This is a genomic window from Sporosarcina sp. FSL W7-1283 (assembly GCF_038003105.1).
GTDB lineage: Bacteria > Bacillota > Bacilli > Bacillales_A > Planococcaceae > Sporosarcina > Sporosarcina newyorkensis.
In genome coordinates, this window is the sequence record NZ_JBBOOL010000001.1 from 1,068,767 (window position 1) to 1,087,675 (window position 18,909).

General features: G+C 45.9%; 17 protein-coding genes. 15 read left to right on the top strand and 2 right to left on the bottom strand.

Annotated elements, in window-relative coordinates; genetic code table 11:
* Nucleotides 1-63 precede the first annotated feature (63 nt).
* The 5 genes from MKY93_RS04965 to MKY93_RS04985 all read left to right on the top strand — a co-directional run bounded on the left by MKY93_RS04965 (nucleotide 64) and on the right by MKY93_RS04985 (nucleotide 4,361).
* A complete protein-coding gene (locus MKY93_RS04965) occupies nucleotides 64-720 on the top strand; it encodes a hypothetical protein (protein ID WP_340758453.1) in 657 nt (218 codons plus the stop codon).
* Complete coding sequence (locus MKY93_RS04970) at nucleotides 717-1,304, top strand: peroxiredoxin family protein (protein ID WP_340758454.1); 588 nt, start codon at nucleotides 717-719, stop codon at nucleotides 1,302-1,304. Before MKY93_RS04965 ends, MKY93_RS04970 begins: the two co-directional genes overlap by 4 nt.
* Nucleotides 1,305-1,374: 70 nt before the next feature.
* Nucleotides 1,375-2,808, top strand: coding sequence for a S41 family peptidase (locus tag MKY93_RS04975; RefSeq protein ID WP_340758455.1), 1,434 nt, complete (start codon nucleotides 1,375-1,377; stop codon nucleotides 2,806-2,808).
* Nucleotides 2,809-2,922: 114 nt separating this feature from the next.
* Nucleotides 2,923-4,095, top strand: a complete 1,173-nt coding sequence (locus tag MKY93_RS04980; protein WP_340758456.1) for a PDZ domain-containing protein — start codon at nucleotides 2,923-2,925, stop codon at nucleotides 4,093-4,095.
* Between the two features lie 14 nt (nucleotides 4,096-4,109).
* Nucleotides 4,110-4,361, top strand: coding sequence for a CsbA family protein (locus tag MKY93_RS04985; protein WP_340758457.1), 252 nt, complete (start codon nucleotides 4,110-4,112; stop codon nucleotides 4,359-4,361).
* A 112-nt stretch (nucleotides 4,362-4,473) separates the two neighbouring features.
* Here the strand turns inward: MKY93_RS04985 and MKY93_RS04990 are convergent, their stop codons facing one another.
* Both MKY93_RS04990 and MKY93_RS04995 read right to left on the bottom strand, forming a co-directional pair.
* On the bottom strand, nucleotides 4,474-4,776 hold the full coding sequence (locus tag MKY93_RS04990; RefSeq protein ID WP_009765743.1) for an AzlD domain-containing protein: 303 nt from the start codon (nucleotides 4,774-4,776) through the stop codon (nucleotides 4,474-4,476).
* Entirely contained in the window at nucleotides 4,776-5,498 is a 723-nt protein-coding gene (locus tag MKY93_RS04995; RefSeq protein ID WP_078817323.1) for an AzlC family ABC transporter permease, read from the bottom strand. The genes MKY93_RS04990 and MKY93_RS04995 overlap by 1 nt, the downstream gene beginning before the upstream one ends.
* A gap of 131 nt (nucleotides 5,499-5,629) precedes the next feature.
* Between MKY93_RS04995 and MKY93_RS05000 the strand changes: the two genes are divergently transcribed.
* The 10 genes from MKY93_RS05000 (at nucleotide 5,630) to MKY93_RS05045 (ending at nucleotide 18,790) form a co-directional block, all read left to right on the top strand.
* Nucleotides 5,630-6,265 (top strand): TVP38/TMEM64 family protein, encoded by a 636-nt coding sequence (locus MKY93_RS05000; RefSeq protein ID WP_009765741.1) that lies wholly within the window; start codon nucleotides 5,630-5,632, stop codon nucleotides 6,263-6,265.
* A 363-nt stretch (nucleotides 6,266-6,628) separates the two neighbouring features.
* A complete protein-coding gene (locus tag MKY93_RS05005) occupies nucleotides 6,629-6,892 on the top strand; it encodes a hypothetical protein (RefSeq protein ID WP_340758458.1) in 264 nt (87 codons plus the stop codon).
* Between the two features lie 45 nt (nucleotides 6,893-6,937).
* On the top strand, nucleotides 6,938-7,108 hold the full coding sequence (locus MKY93_RS05010) for a hypothetical protein (protein ID WP_176132517.1): 171 nt from the start codon (nucleotides 6,938-6,940) through the stop codon (nucleotides 7,106-7,108).
* Between the two features lie 73 nt (nucleotides 7,109-7,181).
* The gene (gene addB, locus MKY93_RS05015) at nucleotides 7,182-10,673 is read left to right on the top strand and encodes a helicase-exonuclease AddAB subunit AddB (RefSeq protein WP_340758459.1); all 3,492 of its coding nucleotides are present in this window, start codon (nucleotides 7,182-7,184) and stop codon (nucleotides 10,671-10,673) included.
* The gene (gene addA, locus MKY93_RS05020) at nucleotides 10,657-14,367 is read left to right on the top strand and encodes a helicase-exonuclease AddAB subunit AddA (RefSeq protein WP_340758460.1); all 3,711 of its coding nucleotides are present in this window, start codon (nucleotides 10,657-10,659) and stop codon (nucleotides 14,365-14,367) included. The genes addB and addA overlap by 17 nt, the downstream gene beginning before the upstream one ends.
* On the top strand, nucleotides 14,364-15,551 hold the full coding sequence (locus MKY93_RS05025) for a DUF418 domain-containing protein (protein WP_340758461.1): 1,188 nt from the start codon (nucleotides 14,364-14,366) through the stop codon (nucleotides 15,549-15,551). The genes addA and MKY93_RS05025 overlap by 4 nt, the downstream gene beginning before the upstream one ends.
* 55 nt (nucleotides 15,552-15,606) lie before the next feature.
* The gene (locus MKY93_RS05030) at nucleotides 15,607-16,506 is read left to right on the top strand and encodes a fumarylacetoacetate hydrolase family protein (protein WP_340758462.1); all 900 of its coding nucleotides are present in this window, start codon (nucleotides 15,607-15,609) and stop codon (nucleotides 16,504-16,506) included.
* Nucleotides 16,507-16,606: 100 nt separating this feature from the next.
* Nucleotides 16,607-16,981 (top strand): YisL family protein, encoded by a 375-nt coding sequence (locus MKY93_RS05035; protein WP_340758463.1) that lies wholly within the window; start codon nucleotides 16,607-16,609, stop codon nucleotides 16,979-16,981.
* A gap of 33 nt (nucleotides 16,982-17,014) precedes the next feature.
* Nucleotides 17,015-17,143, top strand: a complete 129-nt coding sequence (locus tag MKY93_RS05040; protein ID WP_281250648.1) for a hypothetical protein — start codon at nucleotides 17,015-17,017, stop codon at nucleotides 17,141-17,143.
* 195 nt (nucleotides 17,144-17,338) lie between these two features.
* A complete protein-coding gene (locus MKY93_RS05045) occupies nucleotides 17,339-18,790 on the top strand; it encodes an alpha-amylase family glycosyl hydrolase (protein WP_340758464.1) in 1,452 nt (483 codons plus the stop codon).
* The last annotated feature ends 119 nt before the right edge of the window (nucleotides 18,791-18,909 follow it).

The window sequence follows — 18,909 nt, forward strand, 5'->3', positions numbered from 1 at the left end:
ATGAAAACCTGCCTATTCAACGGCAGGTTTTTCATATGGTGACAGATGAAGGAGGAAGTGGCGGTGCCCATAACTCAGTATTATCCTGTCGGAGCAATCACCATGCCGTCTTCCTGGATTGCATTTAGTGCAGGCTTTGTCATGACCTATCTTTTCATTCGCATATACTTTGGGAAAACAGCTGGTGACCGAATCGGCAATATATTTTTTAATACGGTGATCATATGGAAGTTCTCTGTGATCTTGACAGACTTTTCGACTGTCCGTCACTATCCTTTGTCTATTCTATACTTCCATGGCGGCAAGATTGGTTGGATTCTAGCTTTGATTGTTGTCGGTCTGCTGACAATTCGGCAAGGGATGAAAGAGAAGTGGAAGTACGAGGATCACTGGTCGCTGTTGCTTGCGTTGATTAGTTGGCAGACGGTGTATCAAGTGGTCATGACTTTTTTGAATGATGGCAGTCTCCTAGTTAAAGGCGGGACGATCGCTTTCTTCGTTTTGTTATGGGCCTTGACGTTTTGGAGTTACCGCAAGAAAGCCAATTCGGTTAGTGAATTATCAATTATTTGGATTGCGGTTCATTTCATGGTGTCGGCATCTCAGCCAGGCGCATTTTGGACAATGCCGCTTATCACAACGATCGGAAGCGGGTTGCTGATGTGGATTCTGCAACGCCAGGCAACGCATTCGGTAAGTAGAAAGGAAGAAGCAAAGTGAGTAAAAAAATGATTGGATCCATCCTCAGTTTGTTAGTGATCGGCACATTGGTTTTTTTGATGGTGAAGAATACAGTGGAGAAGCCTGAGCCGATTGAATCGCCTGTAACCTCCTTGAGTCAAGCGAATGAACTAGAGGTGGCTGAAGAAGGGCTCGAACAGTATTCACCTGCTCCTGACTTCACATTGGAGACACTTGCCGGTGAAACGGTGACTTTGTCAGAGCTGAAAGGTAAGAAAGTGATCTTGAATTTCTGGGCGACCTGGTGTCCTCCATGCAAAGCAGAAATGCCGCATATGGAAAGTTTTTATTCGAAACTGACGGATGAAGATCAAGTCGAATTGATTGCGGTCAATGTGACGGAGTCAGAGAAACTGGGAATCAGTGAAGTAGAGAATTTCGTAGAGTCGTATAAATTGAGCTTTCCGATCCCGCTTGATAAAACTGCGGAAGTAACGCGAATGTATGGTGTATTCTCCATGCCGACAACGTTTATGATTGATACGAAAGGGCGAATTGCACAAAAGGTCATTGGCCCGTTAGATGAAAAAACGTTGAATGAATTGGTCGATTTTATGGATTGAAAAAAGAGTCTGTTCTCGTGTCGTAACTTCTTGTCTTCCTTCATATAGTGGAGGGAGGAGGAGGTTATGCATGCGTAGGAGCAGGCTTTTTTTATTGGGAAGCATCTTGCTGATCGGCGGTGTGCTGTTCGGATTGAATGGTTGCGGAAAATCAGGATCGGAATCAGCAAAGCCCATCAGTAAGTTGCCTGTGCTGGATGAAGTGTATGAAACCATTCAAGAAAAAGCAGTTTATCCAGTCGAAAAGGACAGGCTCATCGAAGGAGCACTGCGTGGGATGACGGACACGATAGGTGATCCGTATTCGACTTATTTGACGGAACAAGAAGCAGCTTCACACCGTGAATCGCTGGCAGGCTCCCGAGTAGGAATTGGGGCTGAAGTGACGCGGACGAACGGCAAGTATATCATCGTCTCTCCTATAAAAGGGGGGCCAGCGGAGAAAGCAGGTTTGCAGCCGTATGATGAAATCGTAAAGGTAGGCAATGAGCGATTAAGCAATGAAACGCTGCAAGAAGTTGTAAATTTGATTCGGGGTAAAGAGGGAACGGAAGTGAAGATGACGATTTTCCGGCCGGACGCAGATAAACATATGGAATATACCATTGTTCGAGATCAAATTCCGGTGCAGTCCGTTTCACATCAACTGCTGGAAGAACGAGGTGCTAAGTTAGGGTACATAGCACTGACGATGTTCGGTGAAGAGACGGCGAAAGAATGGCAAAAAGCAACTTCAGAAGTCATCAAGCAGGGTGCGAAGGCGATTATCATCGATGTGCGGGGCAATCCAGGCGGTTATTTGATGGCAGTCTCCGAAATAGCGGGGAGTTTATTGAACGAAGATAAGGTGTTTGTCGTGATGCAGGATGCGAAAGGGAATTTGACTCCACTCGTGACAGAGAAATCTGCGGATATCGATTACAATGAACGATTGAAACAAATTCCGGTCGTACTCGTACAAGACGTGGGAAGCGCATCCGCAAGTGAAGTGTTAAGCGCAGCTGTAAAAGATCTGAAACGCGGAGCCATCATCGGCACAACAAGCTTCGGGAAAGGTACTGTGCAGGAGACGATGGAGTTAACAAACGGTGGCGAGTTAAAACTATCGACGAATAAATGGCTGACACCGAAAGAAAAGTGGATTCACGGAAAAGGTGTCAAAGCAGATATAGAAGTGAAGCAGAGTATACTGTTCACGGAGCATTTACAAATGGTCACGGAAACGTTTAAAGAGGGTCACTACAATGACCAAATCGCTTATGCGCAACGGATGCTGAAAGCTTTTGATTATGAGACCGGTCGAGTAGACGGTTTTTTTGATAAAGATACTGCTGAAGCAGTACAGGCATTCCGTGCAGACCATCAAATCGCCGACAATGATGCGATGGATCGAGAGTTTTTCACCACGTTGAAGGCCGCAGTGGAGGAGTACCGCGGTGAAGCGAAAAACGATAAGCAGTTGAGGATGGCAATTGATTATTTAGTAAATGAATTAGCAGAATAAATAGAGCGCATCTCATAGGAGGTGCGTTTTTTTTCGTTCTGCATTCGCTATTTCCCTTCATTTTTTGTACAATGGGGAAAAGAGTTGTTTGGACGAGCGGGAAGGTGATAGATGATGTCTAGCGAACTACTGAATACTATTATGGAAGCAATATTATATTTTCTTCTTAATCCAGTCTGGCTGGTTGCTTTGCTTGCGGCCGTGCTGCTCGGCTATGTTCGGGTCAAGAGAGAAAGAAAAGACTTTACGACCCGCGTGCTGGCTGGCTTGACGGAGATGAAGCATGGGCTTACTTCTGCCTGGATACATGGCTTGCTACTTTCTGTTCTAATTGCAGGCGTAGGATTAATTGTTGATTTTAATTGGATCATAATTTTTTCGCTCGTGATGTTGCTAGTAATCTTATCATTTTCCTATAAACTAGCTTCACCGATCTATTATGCAGCGATAGCGTTTTTCGGTTTATATGCAGTCGGTCGATGGGTGGGAGATTTTTCAATTAACGATTGGTTTGTACAAGAGGATTTGGACTTTTTCGGCACATTGGCAATTACAGTCCCGATTATCGCCGGACTGTTTTTAATTACGGAAGGTTTGCTGATCCGTCGTTATGCGAGTCGTCATGCTTCACCGTTTTTAATTCCGACAAATCGAGGAATGCGTGCGGCGATATATAAATCAAAACTGTTGTGGATAGTTCCGGTTGTTCTCTTAGTGCCCGGTCATATGGTTGCGGAATATGCTCCTTACTGGCCACAATTCACGCTCGGGGCAGAAAAGTTTTCATTCGTACCAATTCCGCTGATCATCGGTTTTTCGCAGATGGCACGTGCTTCATTCCCAGATGTGCTGTTTCCTAAAATGGGTGCAGCGGTCGCTTGGCTTGGGATTGCGGTTGCAGCCATAGGCGTCGGGGCGATTTGGATGCCGATTCTTGGTTGGGCCGCGTTGATCGCGGGGGTGTTGTGTCGTATCTTCCTGTCTGTTTTGATCTCTGTTTCCGAGCGCAAAAAGCCTTTAATATTAGTGCCGCAGTCTGAAGGGGTTTTCGTCGTTACTGTACTGGAGGATTCCCCAGCAGAAAAAATGGGAATTATTCCAGGTGATCTGATTAAGTCGGTGAACGGTATTACGATTCATAATGAAGGTGAATTGTATGACGCGATCCAAGTGAATGCCGCTCATTGCCGATTGCAGGTGATTGGTCGTGATGGTGAAGTGCGGCTGAAGCAACAAGTGTTGTACCGCCACGATCATTTCCGTCTAGGTATGCTAGTCGTGCGGTAAAAGGAGAGAGTACGATGCATGATTTTGAAACGAAGCTTCTGCTTGCTACATTGTTGCCAGGACTTTTAGTGGTGTTTTTTACGAGGGTGACATTCCATCATGTGGTAGGGCTCATCCTTACATTGGCCTTGATTGCTGCATCTGTCTATGCAGGGTACACGCATAATTGGCTGCTTTATGTAGCAGATGCAGTCTCGTTAACGGTGGGGTTTTGGTTTGCTTCACGTATGGTGCGCAATGCCCGGAGAAGCCAAATGGAGGAATGAAAAAAGCGGTTTTCAAAGCATATAACTCTTTGAAGACCGCCTTTTTGTTCCTAAAATTGCATTCTCTGTTTTAGTCAGGAGTGTTTCGGGGATAATTAAGATAAGAGAGCGATTAAAACAAACTATAAACAGCTAATACTGCAATCGTTCCTATAACGACGAACATGACATCGAGTCCGATGAAAGACAGAGCAAAAGCCGTGACGGCACCGATGACTCCGAACAGGATATTGTCTTGGATATGAAGAACCGCAGGGAAAATTAGCGCACCAAGCACAGCGTACGGAATATTGCGAAGTACCCCGCTGACGATCGGCGGCAACTCTTTTCCATCCAAAAACGTCAAAGGAATCATTCGAGGCACGTACGTAGCGATCGCCATCCCGAGCAGCATCCACCAATATGCAGCGCCCATCAGTTATCCGCCTCCTTTTGTACAGTCCAATGTTCGACTGTCTGGTTATTTTTTACATAAATGATTTCTACAAAAATAGCGGATCCGAGTGTTGCGACCAGAATAGACCATCCGGTGGACAGCAGATTTCCGTAATACAACACGCAATGAATAGCAGCTCCGATTGCAGCAAGCAAGACAACTTTGCGATTGCCTTTCATCGAAGGGACGAGCAATCCGATAAACATTGCATAGAGCGCCACAGACATCGCATTTTGTAAAAATTGCGGAAGGTTGGCGCCAATAACATGTCCTACTGCAGTGAAGAAAACCCAGCTGCCGTAGGCGATTGAGGCAACGCCAAATGCGAAAGCTGTCGTGATCTTGCCTTTTTGTGTAGACAGGACGGAGAATGACTCGTCCGTAATACCGAATGCATAAATCGCCTTCATCCACTTCGGTGCCGGTTCCACTTTTTCGCTTAATGAAGCGGTCATCAGGAAATGGCGTATGTTGACGATAAATGTATTCATGACGACGAGCCAAGGTGCTACGCCTGTTGCGATCAGGCTAAGTGCCATATATTGCGAAGCCCCTGCGTAGACAATCAAACTCATAGCAGTCGCTTCGATCATAGACAGTCCAGTTGTTTTAGCAAGCAGTCCGAACGTTAAGGCAACCGGAAAGTAGCCGATGGCGATGCTCGATCCTGCTTTCAGGCCTTGAGAAAAAGTTGTATTCATATGAAGCAGCCCATCTTTCTATCAGAATCTTTCTGCTATTATACTATAAATGGACAGATGCTAGGGACTTTTGCAATTATATGGAGAAGTAAACATATTTAATTGAACTTTAAACGGTGAGGGTGTTTGCGATGAAGGAATGGCTATCAATTGATAAAGTGGAGGAATTGGCAAGGCAATATGAGTCGATTGGGTTTTATATGGGCTTAATCCCGCCTTTTTTGGAGGCGTTTTTGCCATTTCTGCCGTTGGTCGTGTTCGTCATCGCAAATGCTCTGGCGTTTGGTTTTTGGCAAGGTTTCCTGCTTTCATGGGCAGGTACGGTGGCAGGGTCGTATGCGGTGTTCTTGCTCATTCGGAAGTACGGGGATAATCGCTTTTTCACGTTTTTGACAAAGCCGGTGCGTGTGCAGAAGTTGATTCGATGGGTGGAACGCAATGGATTCGGTCCGTTGTTCATTTTGCTTTGCTTTCCATTCACTCCTTCTTCGGTTGTTAATTTAGTGGCGGGTTTGTCAAATATGAATAAGAAGAATTTTTTGTTTGCATTGATGCTTGGTAAGTTGGTCATGATTTTGATGATTACGTATATCGGGCATGATATACGTGCGTTGTTTACGAATCCGATTCGCACGTTGATTATGTTTTTCCTGATTTTCCTGTTGTGGTTGGTTGGTAAGTGGTTTGAGCGCAGGCTGGCGAAGAAGGTGGAGGAAGATTTTAAGAGTTTCTCCACTTTGGGGCAGTCGGATAAGAAAAACGTTTAAAATATTTCCTGTCTATCTTTTCTTTCGGTACAATGAAGGAAAGGAGTCGACAGGATTTTTTTGTTGTTTCGGCGCTCGACTGATAGTGGGTTCTGGCAAGGGGCGGTGTGTGTGTATTGTCACCGCTTCGCCGCTGGGGGATTGCCTTCAGCCATAAGCTAACTAGCAAAGGGGGCTAGTTGTCTCATGGCAACGGCTGACCCCGCAGTTGCAGCTTCGCTGGAGTGGTTAAAATAACGAGAGTGGCGTTTAAAATGAGAAGGTCTCAGCATCCAGCTCATTCATAGAATCCAATGTGCAAATAGATATACCAAGTGCTTTCACTTACCAAACGTAGGCGCCTTACAAGCGGTAGGCGGAGCAATGAGACAAACAGGCGCTCTTCCTGATTGGCTCATTGTGGGAGCCATCCGCAAGCGCCGAAGTGAGTCCAATGGGCTTACTCTTTTTGCTGTTACGGTTGCCCGACTTATAATGGGTTCTGATAAGGAGCGGAGGACCGTACTTTGTCACCGCTACGCCACTGGGGGATTGCCTTCAGCCATGAGCCAACTAGCAAAGAGCGCTAGTTGGCTCACGGCAACGGCTGACCCCGCAGTTGCGGCTTCGCTTGTGTTGCTAATTTAGTGAGTATAGTATTTAAAAATAGAACTAATTGACATCTACTAAGTAGTGAAAGACAGCTTAGGCTATGTGTTTCTCAACATATCAAACGAAGGCGCCTTACAAGCGGTAGGCGGAGTGATGAGACAGACAGGCGATCTTCCTGACTGGCTCATTACGGGAGCCATCCGCAAGCGCCGAAGTGAGTCCAATGCCGACGCTTCTTCCGCCATACACTAGCTCGCTGGATTTTAGCCAGCTTTTCTGTAAATACATTCACCATACCTTACAAGGATAGAAAGGAGAGAGAAAGATGTCGTTGCGTTTTGTGACTGGTCGATCCGGGACAGGAAAGACCACCTTTATCGAAAGGGAAATTGCGGAAGAGTTAAAGGAGCGGCCGATGGGGCCACCGATCATTGTTATCGTACCCGATCAGCTATCCTACTCGATGGAATATAGCCTATCTACAAAATTTGGATTATCGGGGATGATCCGCGCCCAAGTATTGACGTTCAAACGTCTGGCCTGGCGCGTGCTGCAAGAAGTTGGCGGCATCACTAGGGAAGAAGTCGACAGCTTCGGCTATCGCATGCTCGTGCGCAGCGTGCTGGAGGAAAATAAAGATTCATTTCGCTTATTTAAACAAGCCGCTTCAAAACATGGCTTTGTTGAGCAAATCAGCGACGTCATGAAAGAATTCAGCAAATACTGCATCGATCAGCAGGCATTTGCTGAACTGACAACTCTGCTCGAAGACAAACAAGCTCCGCGGATACTGCAGGACAAAGCACATGATCTTCAGCTTTTGCTTCAGAAAATCGAAGAGCGTCTGGGTACTACGTTTATGGACAGCGAAGGACAGCTTACAGCTTTAGCTGAGCAAATCCCTTTTGCAGAGTGGCTGAAAGATGCATCGGTCTATATCGATGGCTTTGGAGACTTTACCACACAGGAATACAATATCATCAATCAATTAATGAAATTTACCAAGCGGGTCACCGTCGTATTGCCGATGGAGGACAGGCTGCACAGCGGGGAACATGAACTGTTCTATACCGCGGAGCAACAATATTCGATGCTGCAGCAGCTCGCTCATAGCGATTCTGTAGACATCGAAAAACGGATTCATTTAACTGAAATGAAACGTTTTACGAATGAGGAACTCCAGCATTTAGAGGCGCAGTTCGATCGCTATCCTCCAGTGCCGAACGAAGCGGAAGGTCATATCCAATTGATCGAAGCGACGAACCGACGAGCAGAAGTTCACGCAGTGGCGCGTTCGATTCGTAAAATGATGCGTGAAGGCAAACGTTACCGCGGCATGGCTGTCGTCTATAGACAGCCAGATGTTTATGACGAATTGATTCAGACGATCTTTTCTCAATACGATATCCCAGTTTTCATCAGTCAGAAAAAACCGATGCTCCATCATCCGCTCATTGAGTTTGCGCGTTCACTGCTCGAGGCGGTGCGGACGGATTGGTCGTATGAAGCAGTGTTCCGTGCTGTGAAAACCGATTTGTTCTTCCCGGTGAATGAAAATAAGCGGGTATGGAGGGAACGGGCGGATCGGTTGGAGAACTTCGTGCTGGCTAAAGGAATTCATGGCAGTTCACGTTGGCTTGATGAAGAACGCTGGAAGGTCAGCCGCTACCGCGGTCTTGAAATGATTCGTCCGGTTCAAACCGATGAAGAGTTGGCAATGCAGGCGGAGTATGCGGAAACGCGTGATTTGATTCGAGACCCGATTTTGCAATTAGAAAAGCAGTTAAAAAAAGCAAAAACAGGACGCGACGTGGCGGAAGCATTGTTTTTCGCGATGGAGTCGCTGAATGTCTATGACAAGATGGTAGAGTTGCAGAAGGAAGAGCGGCGTGAGCACAGACTGCGTGCGGCGGCAGAGCATGAGCAAGCATGGAATAGCTGGATCAATGTGCTGGATCAGTTTGTCTTGATGTTTGGGGATAAGGAATTGCCGTTTGAGGCAGCCATTAAAATTTTGGATGAAGGTTTTGATACGCTGGAGTTCAAACTCATTCCGCCATCGCTCGATCAAGTGACCGTTACGACGGTGGATTTGTTTAATTCGATGGATGTTGAGGCGCTTTTCGTCCTGGGTGCGAATGAAGGTGTTTTGCCGTTGCGGAGTGACCGGGAAGGACTGCTGTCCGATGGCGACCGCGAATTGTTCAGTGAACTCGGTATCACGCTTGCGCCAACTTCGAAAATGCTACTCATGCGTGAGTCGTATATGGTTTATCGTGCATTCACCGGAGCAAGTGAGCGATTGACCGTCAGTTATCCGATTGCGGATGAAGAAGGAAAAGCGTTGATTCCGTCTCTTTATATTCCGAGATTGCAACAGATTTCAGCGGGCATTCCGGTTGAGTTAGCGGTGATTGAGCCGACGGAATTGCCCGATACGGAAGACAAGATGCACTATATCGAGCATCCGAAAGTCGCGTTGTCCTATGCGGTGCGTGTCATGCGACAGGCCAGTTCGCAGGAGGCCATTGCACCGGAGTGGCAGGCGGTGATCGCTTATTATAAAGAGGATCCGCTGTGGTCGTCGATCATTCAGTCAATCGTACAGCCGGCGCTGAAACGGCAGAAAACCGAAATGCTCGATCCACATCTGACAGCTGGTTTATATGGTTCGTCTTTTACGACGAGTGTTTCCCGTATCGAATCGTATTATAGTTGTCCGTTCCAGCATTTCACGACGTACGGACTTGGCTTGCAGGAGCGTTTTGAGTTCCATTTGGAAGCACCCGATATTGGGGATCTATTCCATGCCGCCCTAAAGTGGGTATCGGATGAAGTGATGAAGCGAGGATTATCGTGGGCATCTCTGACGAAAGAACAGTGCTGGCAGCTTGGACGAGAGGCGATTGAAGCGTTGACGCCAATGTTCTTCCATCGGATCTTGCTGTCCAGTCAGCGGTATGCGTATATTCAGCGGAAGCTGATGCAAATTATTCAGCGGACGATCCGTGCCTTGCAGTCACAAGCCCGCAATTCAAGATTCACACCGATTGCCATTGAAGCAGGATTCGGTCCGAATGAAGAAATTCCGCCGCTTGAAATTCATTTGAAACAAGGTCAGCAAATGAAAATCAGAGGACGGATTGATCGCATCGATACGATGAAGAAGGATGATCAGACGTTCTTGCGTGTCGTCGATTATAAATCTTCCGCTCGTGCGCTTGATTTGACCGAAGTGTATTACGGACTGTCGCTTCAGATGCTGACGTATTTAGATGTGGCGCTCGAACACGCAGAGGATTGGCTCGGTGTCCATGCGGATCCGGCGGGCGTGCTCTATATGTATGTGCACAATCCGATGCTGCGCTTGACGAAAGAGCTCGCCGAGGATGCAGTGGAAAAAGAGTTGATGAAATCGTACAAAATGCAAGGGTATATCGTGGAAGATGCCGAAGTGGCGCTTGCAATGGATGACAATATTGAGAGTGAATCGCTCATTATCCCGGCACGGCTGAAAAAAGACGGCTCCTTTTATTCCACGTCGAAAGTGGTACCTACGGAAGACTTAAATATGATGCGTTCATTCGTCCGCAAACGGCATCAACAGGCGGGAGATGGCATGCTTGCAGGGGATACGCGAGTGTACCCGTACCGCCTGAAAGAGCATATGCCATGTCAATTTTGCTCGTATCAATCGATTTGCCAGTTTGATCGGACCGATCCGACACAGCCGGCACGAAACTATACGGCGTTTAAGCCTGAAGAATCATTAGATAAAATGCGGAAGGAGATAGGCTGCGATGAAAATTCCCGTTAAACCGCCACATGAGACGTTCACGGATGAACAGTGGAAAGCCATTTATGCATCCGGCAAAGACCTTCTCGTGTCAGCCGCGGCAGGTTCAGGAAAAACAAAAGTCCTCATTACGAGGATGATTGAAAAAGTGTTGAATACAGAACAGCCGATTGACATCGACCAGCTGCTTGTCGTGACGTTCACGAATGCAGCTGCGGCAGAAATGCGTCATCGTATGGCCAGTGCGCTGGAAGAAGCTATTTTGAACGATCCAACTTCGGTGCATTTGCGCAGACAGTTGAATTTGCTGAATAAAGCTCAAATATCTTCGTTGCACTCCTTCTGCCTGCAAGTCGTCCGACAATACTCCTACGTGCTCGACATCGATCCCGGATTCCGTATTGCAGATCCAACAGAAGCTGCGGTATTGCGTGATGATACGATTGCATTGGTGCTTGAGGATGCCTATGGCCAGCCAGACCCGGAAGCGATCTATCGACTGAGCGATAGTTTTACCGCGGACCGTAACGACCAGGCGATCGAGACATTGATTGACCGGTTATATGATTATTCACGCGTTCATCCGAATCCTGCTGAATGGCTCCAGATGATTCCGCAACAATATGAAATCGGCGATGACGCAACGATTGATGAATTATCATTTATCGAGCCGCTGAAATTGGCTATCCGACATACGTTGGAAGAAGCGAAGACAGTGGCGCAGGATTTGCAGCGACTTGCTGAGATGAATGACGGTCCGCTGCCGCTTCTTGACACGGCGAAAGCAGATGAGGCATGGATTGATGATGCACTGGAATACGTCATCAACGGTAATTGGGAAGATGTCTATGCCTATTTCCAGACACTTAAATGGATGAAAGCAGGGATGATCAAGAAAGATTCCTGCGATGAAGAACTGGCGAAGCGTGGTAAGGCGATGCGCGAGTCGGTCAAAAAAATTGTTAACGCATTGAAAGAGACCTATTTTACGCGGACACCGGAGAGATTGCTGGAAGAAATCCGTCTGATGGCTCCATTGATGCAAACACTCGTCGAGTTGGTCGAAGATTTTACGGTTCGTTATCAGGCGCTGAAAGAAGAACGAGGGCTTGTGGATTTCTCTGACTTGGAACATTATGCGCTGCAAATCTTATCGGATGAAAAAGACGGAAAACTTGTACCTTCCGATATTGCGATGGATTATCAAAATCGCTTTGCTGAAGTATTGGTTGATGAGTATCAAGACGTGAATTTTTTGCAGGAAGCAATTCTTCAATTGATCAAGCAAGGCGGAGAAGCGGACGGCAATTTGTTTATGGTGGGCGATGTCAAACAGTCAATCTATCGATTCCGGCTTGCAGAACCTGGTCTGTTCTTGGGCAAATACGAACGCTTTACGGCAGAACCGCTCGATCAAGGACTGAAAATTGATCTGAATGCGAATTTCCGGAGCCGTACGGAAGTGCTTGATGCGACGAACTTCATTTTCAAACAGATTATGGGTGTGCGTGTCGGGGAAATCGAATACGATGACGCAGCGGCATTGAAATATGGTGCGCAATATCCAGAGAAAGAAGTGGCGGCCGGGCTAACGATTCTTTATGAGAATGAAGAGGACGCGGATTTATCGGAAGAGCAGGAAGCACAGCAAGAGTTGAAGAAGTCACAGGCTGAAGCGCGTTTCATTGCACAGAAAATCAAGCAGTGGCAGGCTGATAAGGAGCAAGTGGCGGATGCATTCAGCGGCAAGAAACGGCCGCTTGAGTATCGCGATATTGTCATTTTGATGCGCTCGATGACGTGGTCCAGTGAGATAGCGGATGAATTGAAAGCAGCCGGCATTCCGGTCTATGTGGAATTGTCTTCCGGTTATTTCGATGCGATTGAAGTGATGATTATGCTCAACACATTGCGGGTCATCGATAATCCGTATCAAGACATTCCGCTCGTATCGGTTTTGCGTGCACCGTTTGTCGGTATGACCGAAAATGAACTGGCACAAATCCGCCTGGCGAAACCGAATGCTCCGTTTTACGAAGCGGTTCAAACGTTCATTCAGACAGGCGGGGCTGGCGTGGAGCCGATAACACAGGAGAAGCTTCAGCGTTTCTTCCTGCGACTCGAGGACTGGCGTAATATGGCGCGCCATGGATCGCTGTCGGACTTGATTTGGAAAGTATATCAGGATACGTTTTATTATGAAATGGTCGGAATTCTGCCGAATGGTAAACAGCGTCAGGCCAATTTGCGTGCGCTGCATGATCGAGCGATGGCATATGAGAAGACGTCTTTCCGAGGATTGTTCCGATTTCTGCGTTTCATCGATCGCATGCAAAAACGAGGAGACGATCTCGGGGAAGCGCGTTTCATGAGTGAGAAAGAAAATGTCGTGCGAATCATGACAATTCATTCGTCGAAAGGCCTGGAATTCCCTTATGTATTTTTAGCTGGGATGGGACGTCCGTTCAATAAAATGGACTTTCATCAGCCGTATTTATTCGACCAGCATTTTGGATTGGCCGTCAAAGCGATTGATCCCGAAAAACGCATCACATTCACTTCACTTCCGTTCCTCGCTGTGAAAGAGAAGAAGGAGCTGGAGATGCGTGCAGAAGAAATGCGTGTGCTCTACGTGGCGATGACGCGGGCGAAAGAGCATCTGGAACTAATTGCCTCAGTGAAGGATATCGAAAAGGCAGTCAGTCAATGGCAGGAAGCACAGCTGCTCGATCCATCTGCTCCGCTGCCTGAATATAAGCGTTCGCGGGCGGCCGGTTATCTAGATTGGATTGGTCCCGCGATTGCACGCCATATCGATTTTGGCAAGTTTGGCAAGGCGGTTGGCGGTGAATTGATGGACGATTCGTCTTCCTGGGACGTCAATGCCTATCCGTTTTCAGCATTTCACAGTTCAGACACCGTGGAAGTCGATGACTGGATCCCGTTGGACAGTGAAACTACGTTTACTGCCGATTCACAATTAGTGGAAACGATCAAAAATCGGTTTGAGGCGCGCTATCCGTACGAGTACGCGGTAGAAATGCCTTCCAAGCAATCTGTCAGTGAATTGAAACGGATTGCCTTACTGGAGTTAGAACGGGGAGATGCCGATCCGTTTGAAGAGAGATCGCCTGAGATAGCGAATAAACTGTCCTTCCTGCATGATCGACCGTCCTTTTTGCAGCAGCGTTCCTTGACGAAAGCGGAAGTCGGAACGGCCATGCATACCGTCATGCAGCATATTGATCTGAAGCGCCCTTTAAATGTAACGCAAGCTAGCGAGTTTGTAGAGGAACTAGAGAAACGTGAGTTGCTGACGAAAGAAGAGGTGGCTGCTGTTGATGCCGATGCAATTGTGCGGTTTTATGGAACATCTTTAGGCAAACGCCTGCAACAAGCCGATCAAGTATTGCGTGAAATGCCATTCACCTATGCGCTGCCTGCTGAACAAGGAGAGTTCCAACTCTTGCAAGGGATCGCGGATTGCTTGTTCCATGAAGATGGGGAATGGGTACTCGTCGATTATAAAACGGACCAAGTAAGCGGTTTTCATTCGGAAAAAGCTTTGTCGAATGAAATGCAGAAACGCTATGGTACGCAGTTGAATTTATATAAAAATGTACTGCAATCCATTTTGGCTATTGAAATAAAAGAAATGCTCCTCTACTTATTTGATGGAGCGAAAACAATTAGACTACAGGAGGAATTGGTTTGAAGTTGACTCCTACTTCCCTAACGGAGCGAGTTGAAGGACTCGATTTTCTAAGGGGAATTGCTTTATTAGGAATTATCATCGCAAATATGCTGCACTTTCATTCGCCTTATGCGTATATGGATCCCTATACATGGTTTTCAACGCCGGGTGAACAGTCGGCATTTCATTTTATTGATGTGTTTGTCGAAGCGAGTTTCTATCCGCTGTTTGCGATGCTGTTCGGTTACGGATTAAATATGCAGTATGAGAAATCGTTGAAGAACCATACACCGTTTGCACCGTTCATGGCACGCCGCATGAGTTGGCTGCTCTTATTCGGAATTCTGCATGCGTTGCTGATCTGGTTTGGAGATATTTTATTTACGTATGCCATCATGGGCTTTGTAATGATCGCTCTTGTTAGGATACCTAAGAAATGGCTGTTTTCATTGGCACTTGTCTTATATATCGTGCCTTCGGTGTTGGTGTATATCTTGCTCGTCTTCAGCCGGAAAATTAATCCGAATTCTTTGCTCGACGGCTTTGTGGATATCCATCAGATCGAGCTTGCCATCTCGGCTTATGCACACGGTTCATTTGGAGAAATCTTCATGTTTCGAATGGGTGAATGGTTCACGTTCGGAGTAGTCGGTGTGTTCACGTCATTTTTCGCTGTTTTACCGCTCATGATGCTCGGTGCTGCGTTTTCGAAGTGGAAAGTCGTCGAGAAGATGTATGCAATGAAAGGGAAATTGGTCGTCACCATGATCGTCGGTATTACATTGGGTATTTTATTGAAGAATGTACCATACATCGACGGACCGAAATTTGAAAATATCATAATTGTACAGTCAACATTTGGCGGGCCGATTCTAGCGATAGGATACGCTGCTCTGTTGATGTTGTTATGGCAAATTCCATTCCTGAAAATCGTGACGAAACCGTTCGCAACGCTCGGGAGAATGGCATTCACGACGTATATCATGCAATCGGTCATTGCGACGCTGATTTTTTATTCATACGGTGCTGGTCTCTATGGTAAAGTAGACATAGTGACAGGTACGTGGCTGGCGATCGGAATATTTGTGATCCAATTGATCGCAGCACAAATTTGGCTGTCGAAATTCCGCATCGGACCTCTTGAATATGTATGGAGAAAGTTGTCTTATGGGAAGAGTTTTAGTAATAAAGAGGAAAAAGTATAGATTTTGTCGTAACATAGTAGTATGTGAATACACATGGAAAGGGTTGGGCATACACATGAAATTATTGTCATTCCGTTACGAAGGGCAAACTTTATTCGGACCGAAAGTGAAACGTGAGGAAGCAGTTTGGGATGTGCTCGCTATGGCGCAAGCACAGCAGCAAGCAGATTTTCCGAAGACGATGATCGAGGCCGTGTCCCTTGGCATGGATTTTGTGGAAATGGTTCGTAAATTAGTAGAGGAAACTGAAGCGGGTGAAAATGCGGCGCAATTTAAATATGCATTTACTGATGTTGAATGGCTATCACCGATTCCTCGTACGCCTAAGAATGTAATGTGCGTAGGCAAGAACTATGCAGAGCATGCGCAGGAAATGGGAGCAGAAGCACCGCCTGAAAAGGTCATGGTATTTACAAAGGCTCCGACAGCAATTGCCGGAGATGAGCAGACGCTGCCAATTCATAGTGATATGACAGATTCCCTAGATTACGAGGGAGAGCTTGCCGTCGTCATCAGTAAAACAGGAAAAAACATTCCAAAACAATTAGCGTATGACTATGTATTCGGCTACACGATCGGTAACGATATTACTGCACGAAATGTCCAAGCTGACCATAAACAATTTTTCCTTGGTAAGAGTCTAGACGGCACATGTCCAATGGGGCCTTATGTTGTAACGAAAGACGAGATTCCAAACCCACAGAATTTATCAGTCGTCACAAAAGTGAACGATGAAGTACGTCAAAATGGCAATACGTCATCCATGATGTTTAAAATTGATGAATTGATTGCAGAAATCTCCAAATATGTAACGCTTGAACCGGGTGATGTCATTTTAACAGGCACTCCAGCTGGTGTAGGCAAGGGCATGACTCCGCCTACTTTCTTAAAGAAAGGCGATACGGTGAAAGTTTCTATTGAAGGAATCGGGACATTGGTGAATCGTTTCGAATAAAATTCATTTATAGTTTTGATAATATGAGCAATAGAATAGTAGTCGATTGGAAAACATGGTAAAGTATCATTCGACTACATAATAAAATGAGGTGTCAGGATTGGGATTCTTAACAGATACGACTCACTTTCATATATTTACTTGGGTAGTGGGTATCGCGCTCTTCCTAGCTTCAGCTAGTATGGCTGCTGGGATGAAGGGGAAAAAGATTACACATATGATTGTACGTTTGTTCTATATTTTAATTATCGTGTCTGGTGCTGCATTGTTTTTCAAATACCAGACGAATGATTCGATGCTATACGGCATTAAATTCTTATTAGGTCTTTTGACGATCGGATTCATGGAGATGACATTGGTCCGAGGAAGCAAGGGGAAGAACACAGGTCTTATGTGGATTTTATTCGTTGTGTTCTTGCTGGCTACTCTATTCATCGGATTCAAACTGCCGCTCGGTTTCGACTTTTTTGCATAATACCGAACGATTAGAACAAAAGGAGATGGGCAAATGTCAACACAGACTGGATGGATCTTTTTAGCAGTAGTCCTCTTGTTGATGGCGCTGTTTGCAGTCTCCGTTTTCGTTAGTTCGCGTAAACAGCAAGATCCGGATTTTTTTTCGGAAGATGACAATTAAATGACCGGAAAGAGCTAACAGAGGAGGAATTCATAACATTCCACCCTCTGTTTTTTTGTTTGCTTGCACCTAGCTGCAATTCACAAGATTGCCGTATTTACAATGAGCATTCACCCTTTTATGAAGAAAGAATGGCGTCACCTTCAGCCGTTTGATAAACTAATAAAAGAGTTTGCGTAAGGAGGATTTACTACAGTGAAACGAATCACCGGACTACTGGCAGCATGCATGCTTGCCCTATCCATAGCACAACCGATCACATACGCTGATACGAAGCAATCCTTCAGTGATGAAAGTATCTATGATCTGCTCGTTGACCGTTTCAATAACGGCTTGGGATCGAATGATATAGAAGTCAATGCAAGGGACCCTCATGCTTTCAATGGCGGGGACTTTGCTGGGATCAGCAACAGATTGCAACATTTGCTCGATATGCATTTTACAATGATTTCCGTTGGCCCTGTTTTCAGCACAGCAACGTATGATGGGAATCAAGTACTCGATTATTCAGAGATCGAACCGCATTTCGGAACGAAAAAGGAATTTACTGAACTGATCAAAGAATTGCATGACAATAAATTGAAAGTCATGGCGGATTTTCCACTTGGAAACGTTAGTTCCGACCATGTCTGGGCAAGTCAGCTCCCGACAATCCCTGCTGAAGACGGAACGATTGATTGGGATTTAAGTAAACCGAAAGCGCAAGATCAAATCATTAGTGCAGCTGTGCAATTTGTCGAGGATTATAAAATTGACGGAATCCGTCTGACGCATCTTGAGCAGGCAGACACAGAGTTTCTTGATAAGATGATCAATGCGCTGAAAGAGATGCGCGAAGGATTATACGTCATTACCAACGAGCCTAGCGAAGCCGCATTCGACAGTGTACCGGCTGAAGAGCGCAGTCAGGCAATTCAAAAGTCGTTTGTACAGGTGAATCCTGATTCTTCTGCATTGGATATTTTCACCAATGAGGATGCGGACAAACTTCTGCAATTTGATGATTTGACAGGACCGCGTTTCACTTATGAAATGGTGGAATTGCGCCAATTCCCGCCCACTCGTTGGAAGGTAGCAACAACTGCGCAATTCATGTTGCCGGGCGTTCCGTTAGTTCCGTATGCGACAGAAATTGCAGTGAACGGAAAAGAAGCACCAGAATCACATCCATTCTTTAACTTTAAGACAGATATGGAATTACATGAGTGGATTGGTGACCTTAACACGCTGCGTAATGATTCCGAAACATTGCGATCCGGTGATTTCAAGATTTTGCACAATAAAGATGGATTTATCGTGTTCGAACGTTCTTCTGAAAAGGAAAAATGGATCATCGCGATCAATAACACATCTGAAGTACAAAGCTTTGAGATTGATCCTTCAGAAATTGGGGAAAAGAAAAAGCTGCGTGGTGTATTAGGTCAAGATTTAGTCAAGGAAACGAAAGACAATAAATTTCACATCGTTCTGGACCGTGAATTAGCTGAAGTTTATATCGTAGAGGATGATAAAGGATTCAATACACCTTATCTGATTGCTTCGATATTAGTGTATGTCTTCTTCCTGGCATTCTTGTTTTCGGTGATTCGCAAGGGAAGACAACGCAGGAGAGATGAAGCGTCGAAAGAAGAACAAGCGAAGGAATAACATAATAAACAACCAGCCCTCAATTTGTTTTTGTGGGCTGGCTTTTTTCTTCACTGAAATTAAATAAATTAATGCAACGGAATTTGCGCTCCAAACCCTGGCAATGTTACCGGCAATGA

Excerpts from the sequence above, each read along its gene's own strand:
- MKY93_RS05005 (WP_340758458.1), top strand. The coding sequence starts at position 6,629 with ATGAGACAAACAGGCGCTCTTCCTGATTGGCTCATTGTGGGAGCCATC.
- MKY93_RS05040 (WP_281250648.1), top strand. The coding sequence starts at position 17,015 with ATGTCAACACAGACTGGATGGATCTTTTTAGCAGTAGTCCTCTTGTTG.
- MKY93_RS05030 (WP_340758462.1), top strand. The coding sequence starts at position 15,607 with ATGAAATTATTGTCATTCCGTTACGAAGGGCAAACTTTATTCGGACCG.
- MKY93_RS04990 (WP_009765743.1), bottom strand. The coding sequence starts at position 4,776 with ATGGGCGCTGCATATTGGTGGATGCTGCTCGGGATGGCGATCGCTACG.
- MKY93_RS04980 (WP_340758456.1), top strand. The coding sequence starts at position 2,923 with ATGTCTAGCGAACTACTGAATACTATTATGGAAGCAATATTATATTTT.
- addB (WP_340758459.1), top strand. The coding sequence starts at position 7,182 with ATGTCGTTGCGTTTTGTGACTGGTCGATCCGGGACAGGAAAGACCACC.
- addA (WP_340758460.1), top strand. The coding sequence starts at position 10,657 with ATGAAAATTCCCGTTAAACCGCCACATGAGACGTTCACGGATGAACAG.
- MKY93_RS04995 (WP_078817323.1), bottom strand. The coding sequence starts at position 5,498 with ATGAATACAACTTTTTCTCAAGGCCTGAAAGCAGGATCGAGCATCGCC.
- MKY93_RS05000 (WP_009765741.1), top strand. The coding sequence starts at position 5,630 with ATGAAGGAATGGCTATCAATTGATAAAGTGGAGGAATTGGCAAGGCAA.
- MKY93_RS04975 (WP_340758455.1), top strand. The coding sequence starts at position 1,375 with ATGCGTAGGAGCAGGCTTTTTTTATTGGGAAGCATCTTGCTGATCGGC.
- MKY93_RS04985 (WP_340758457.1), top strand. The coding sequence starts at position 4,110 with ATGCATGATTTTGAAACGAAGCTTCTGCTTGCTACATTGTTGCCAGGA.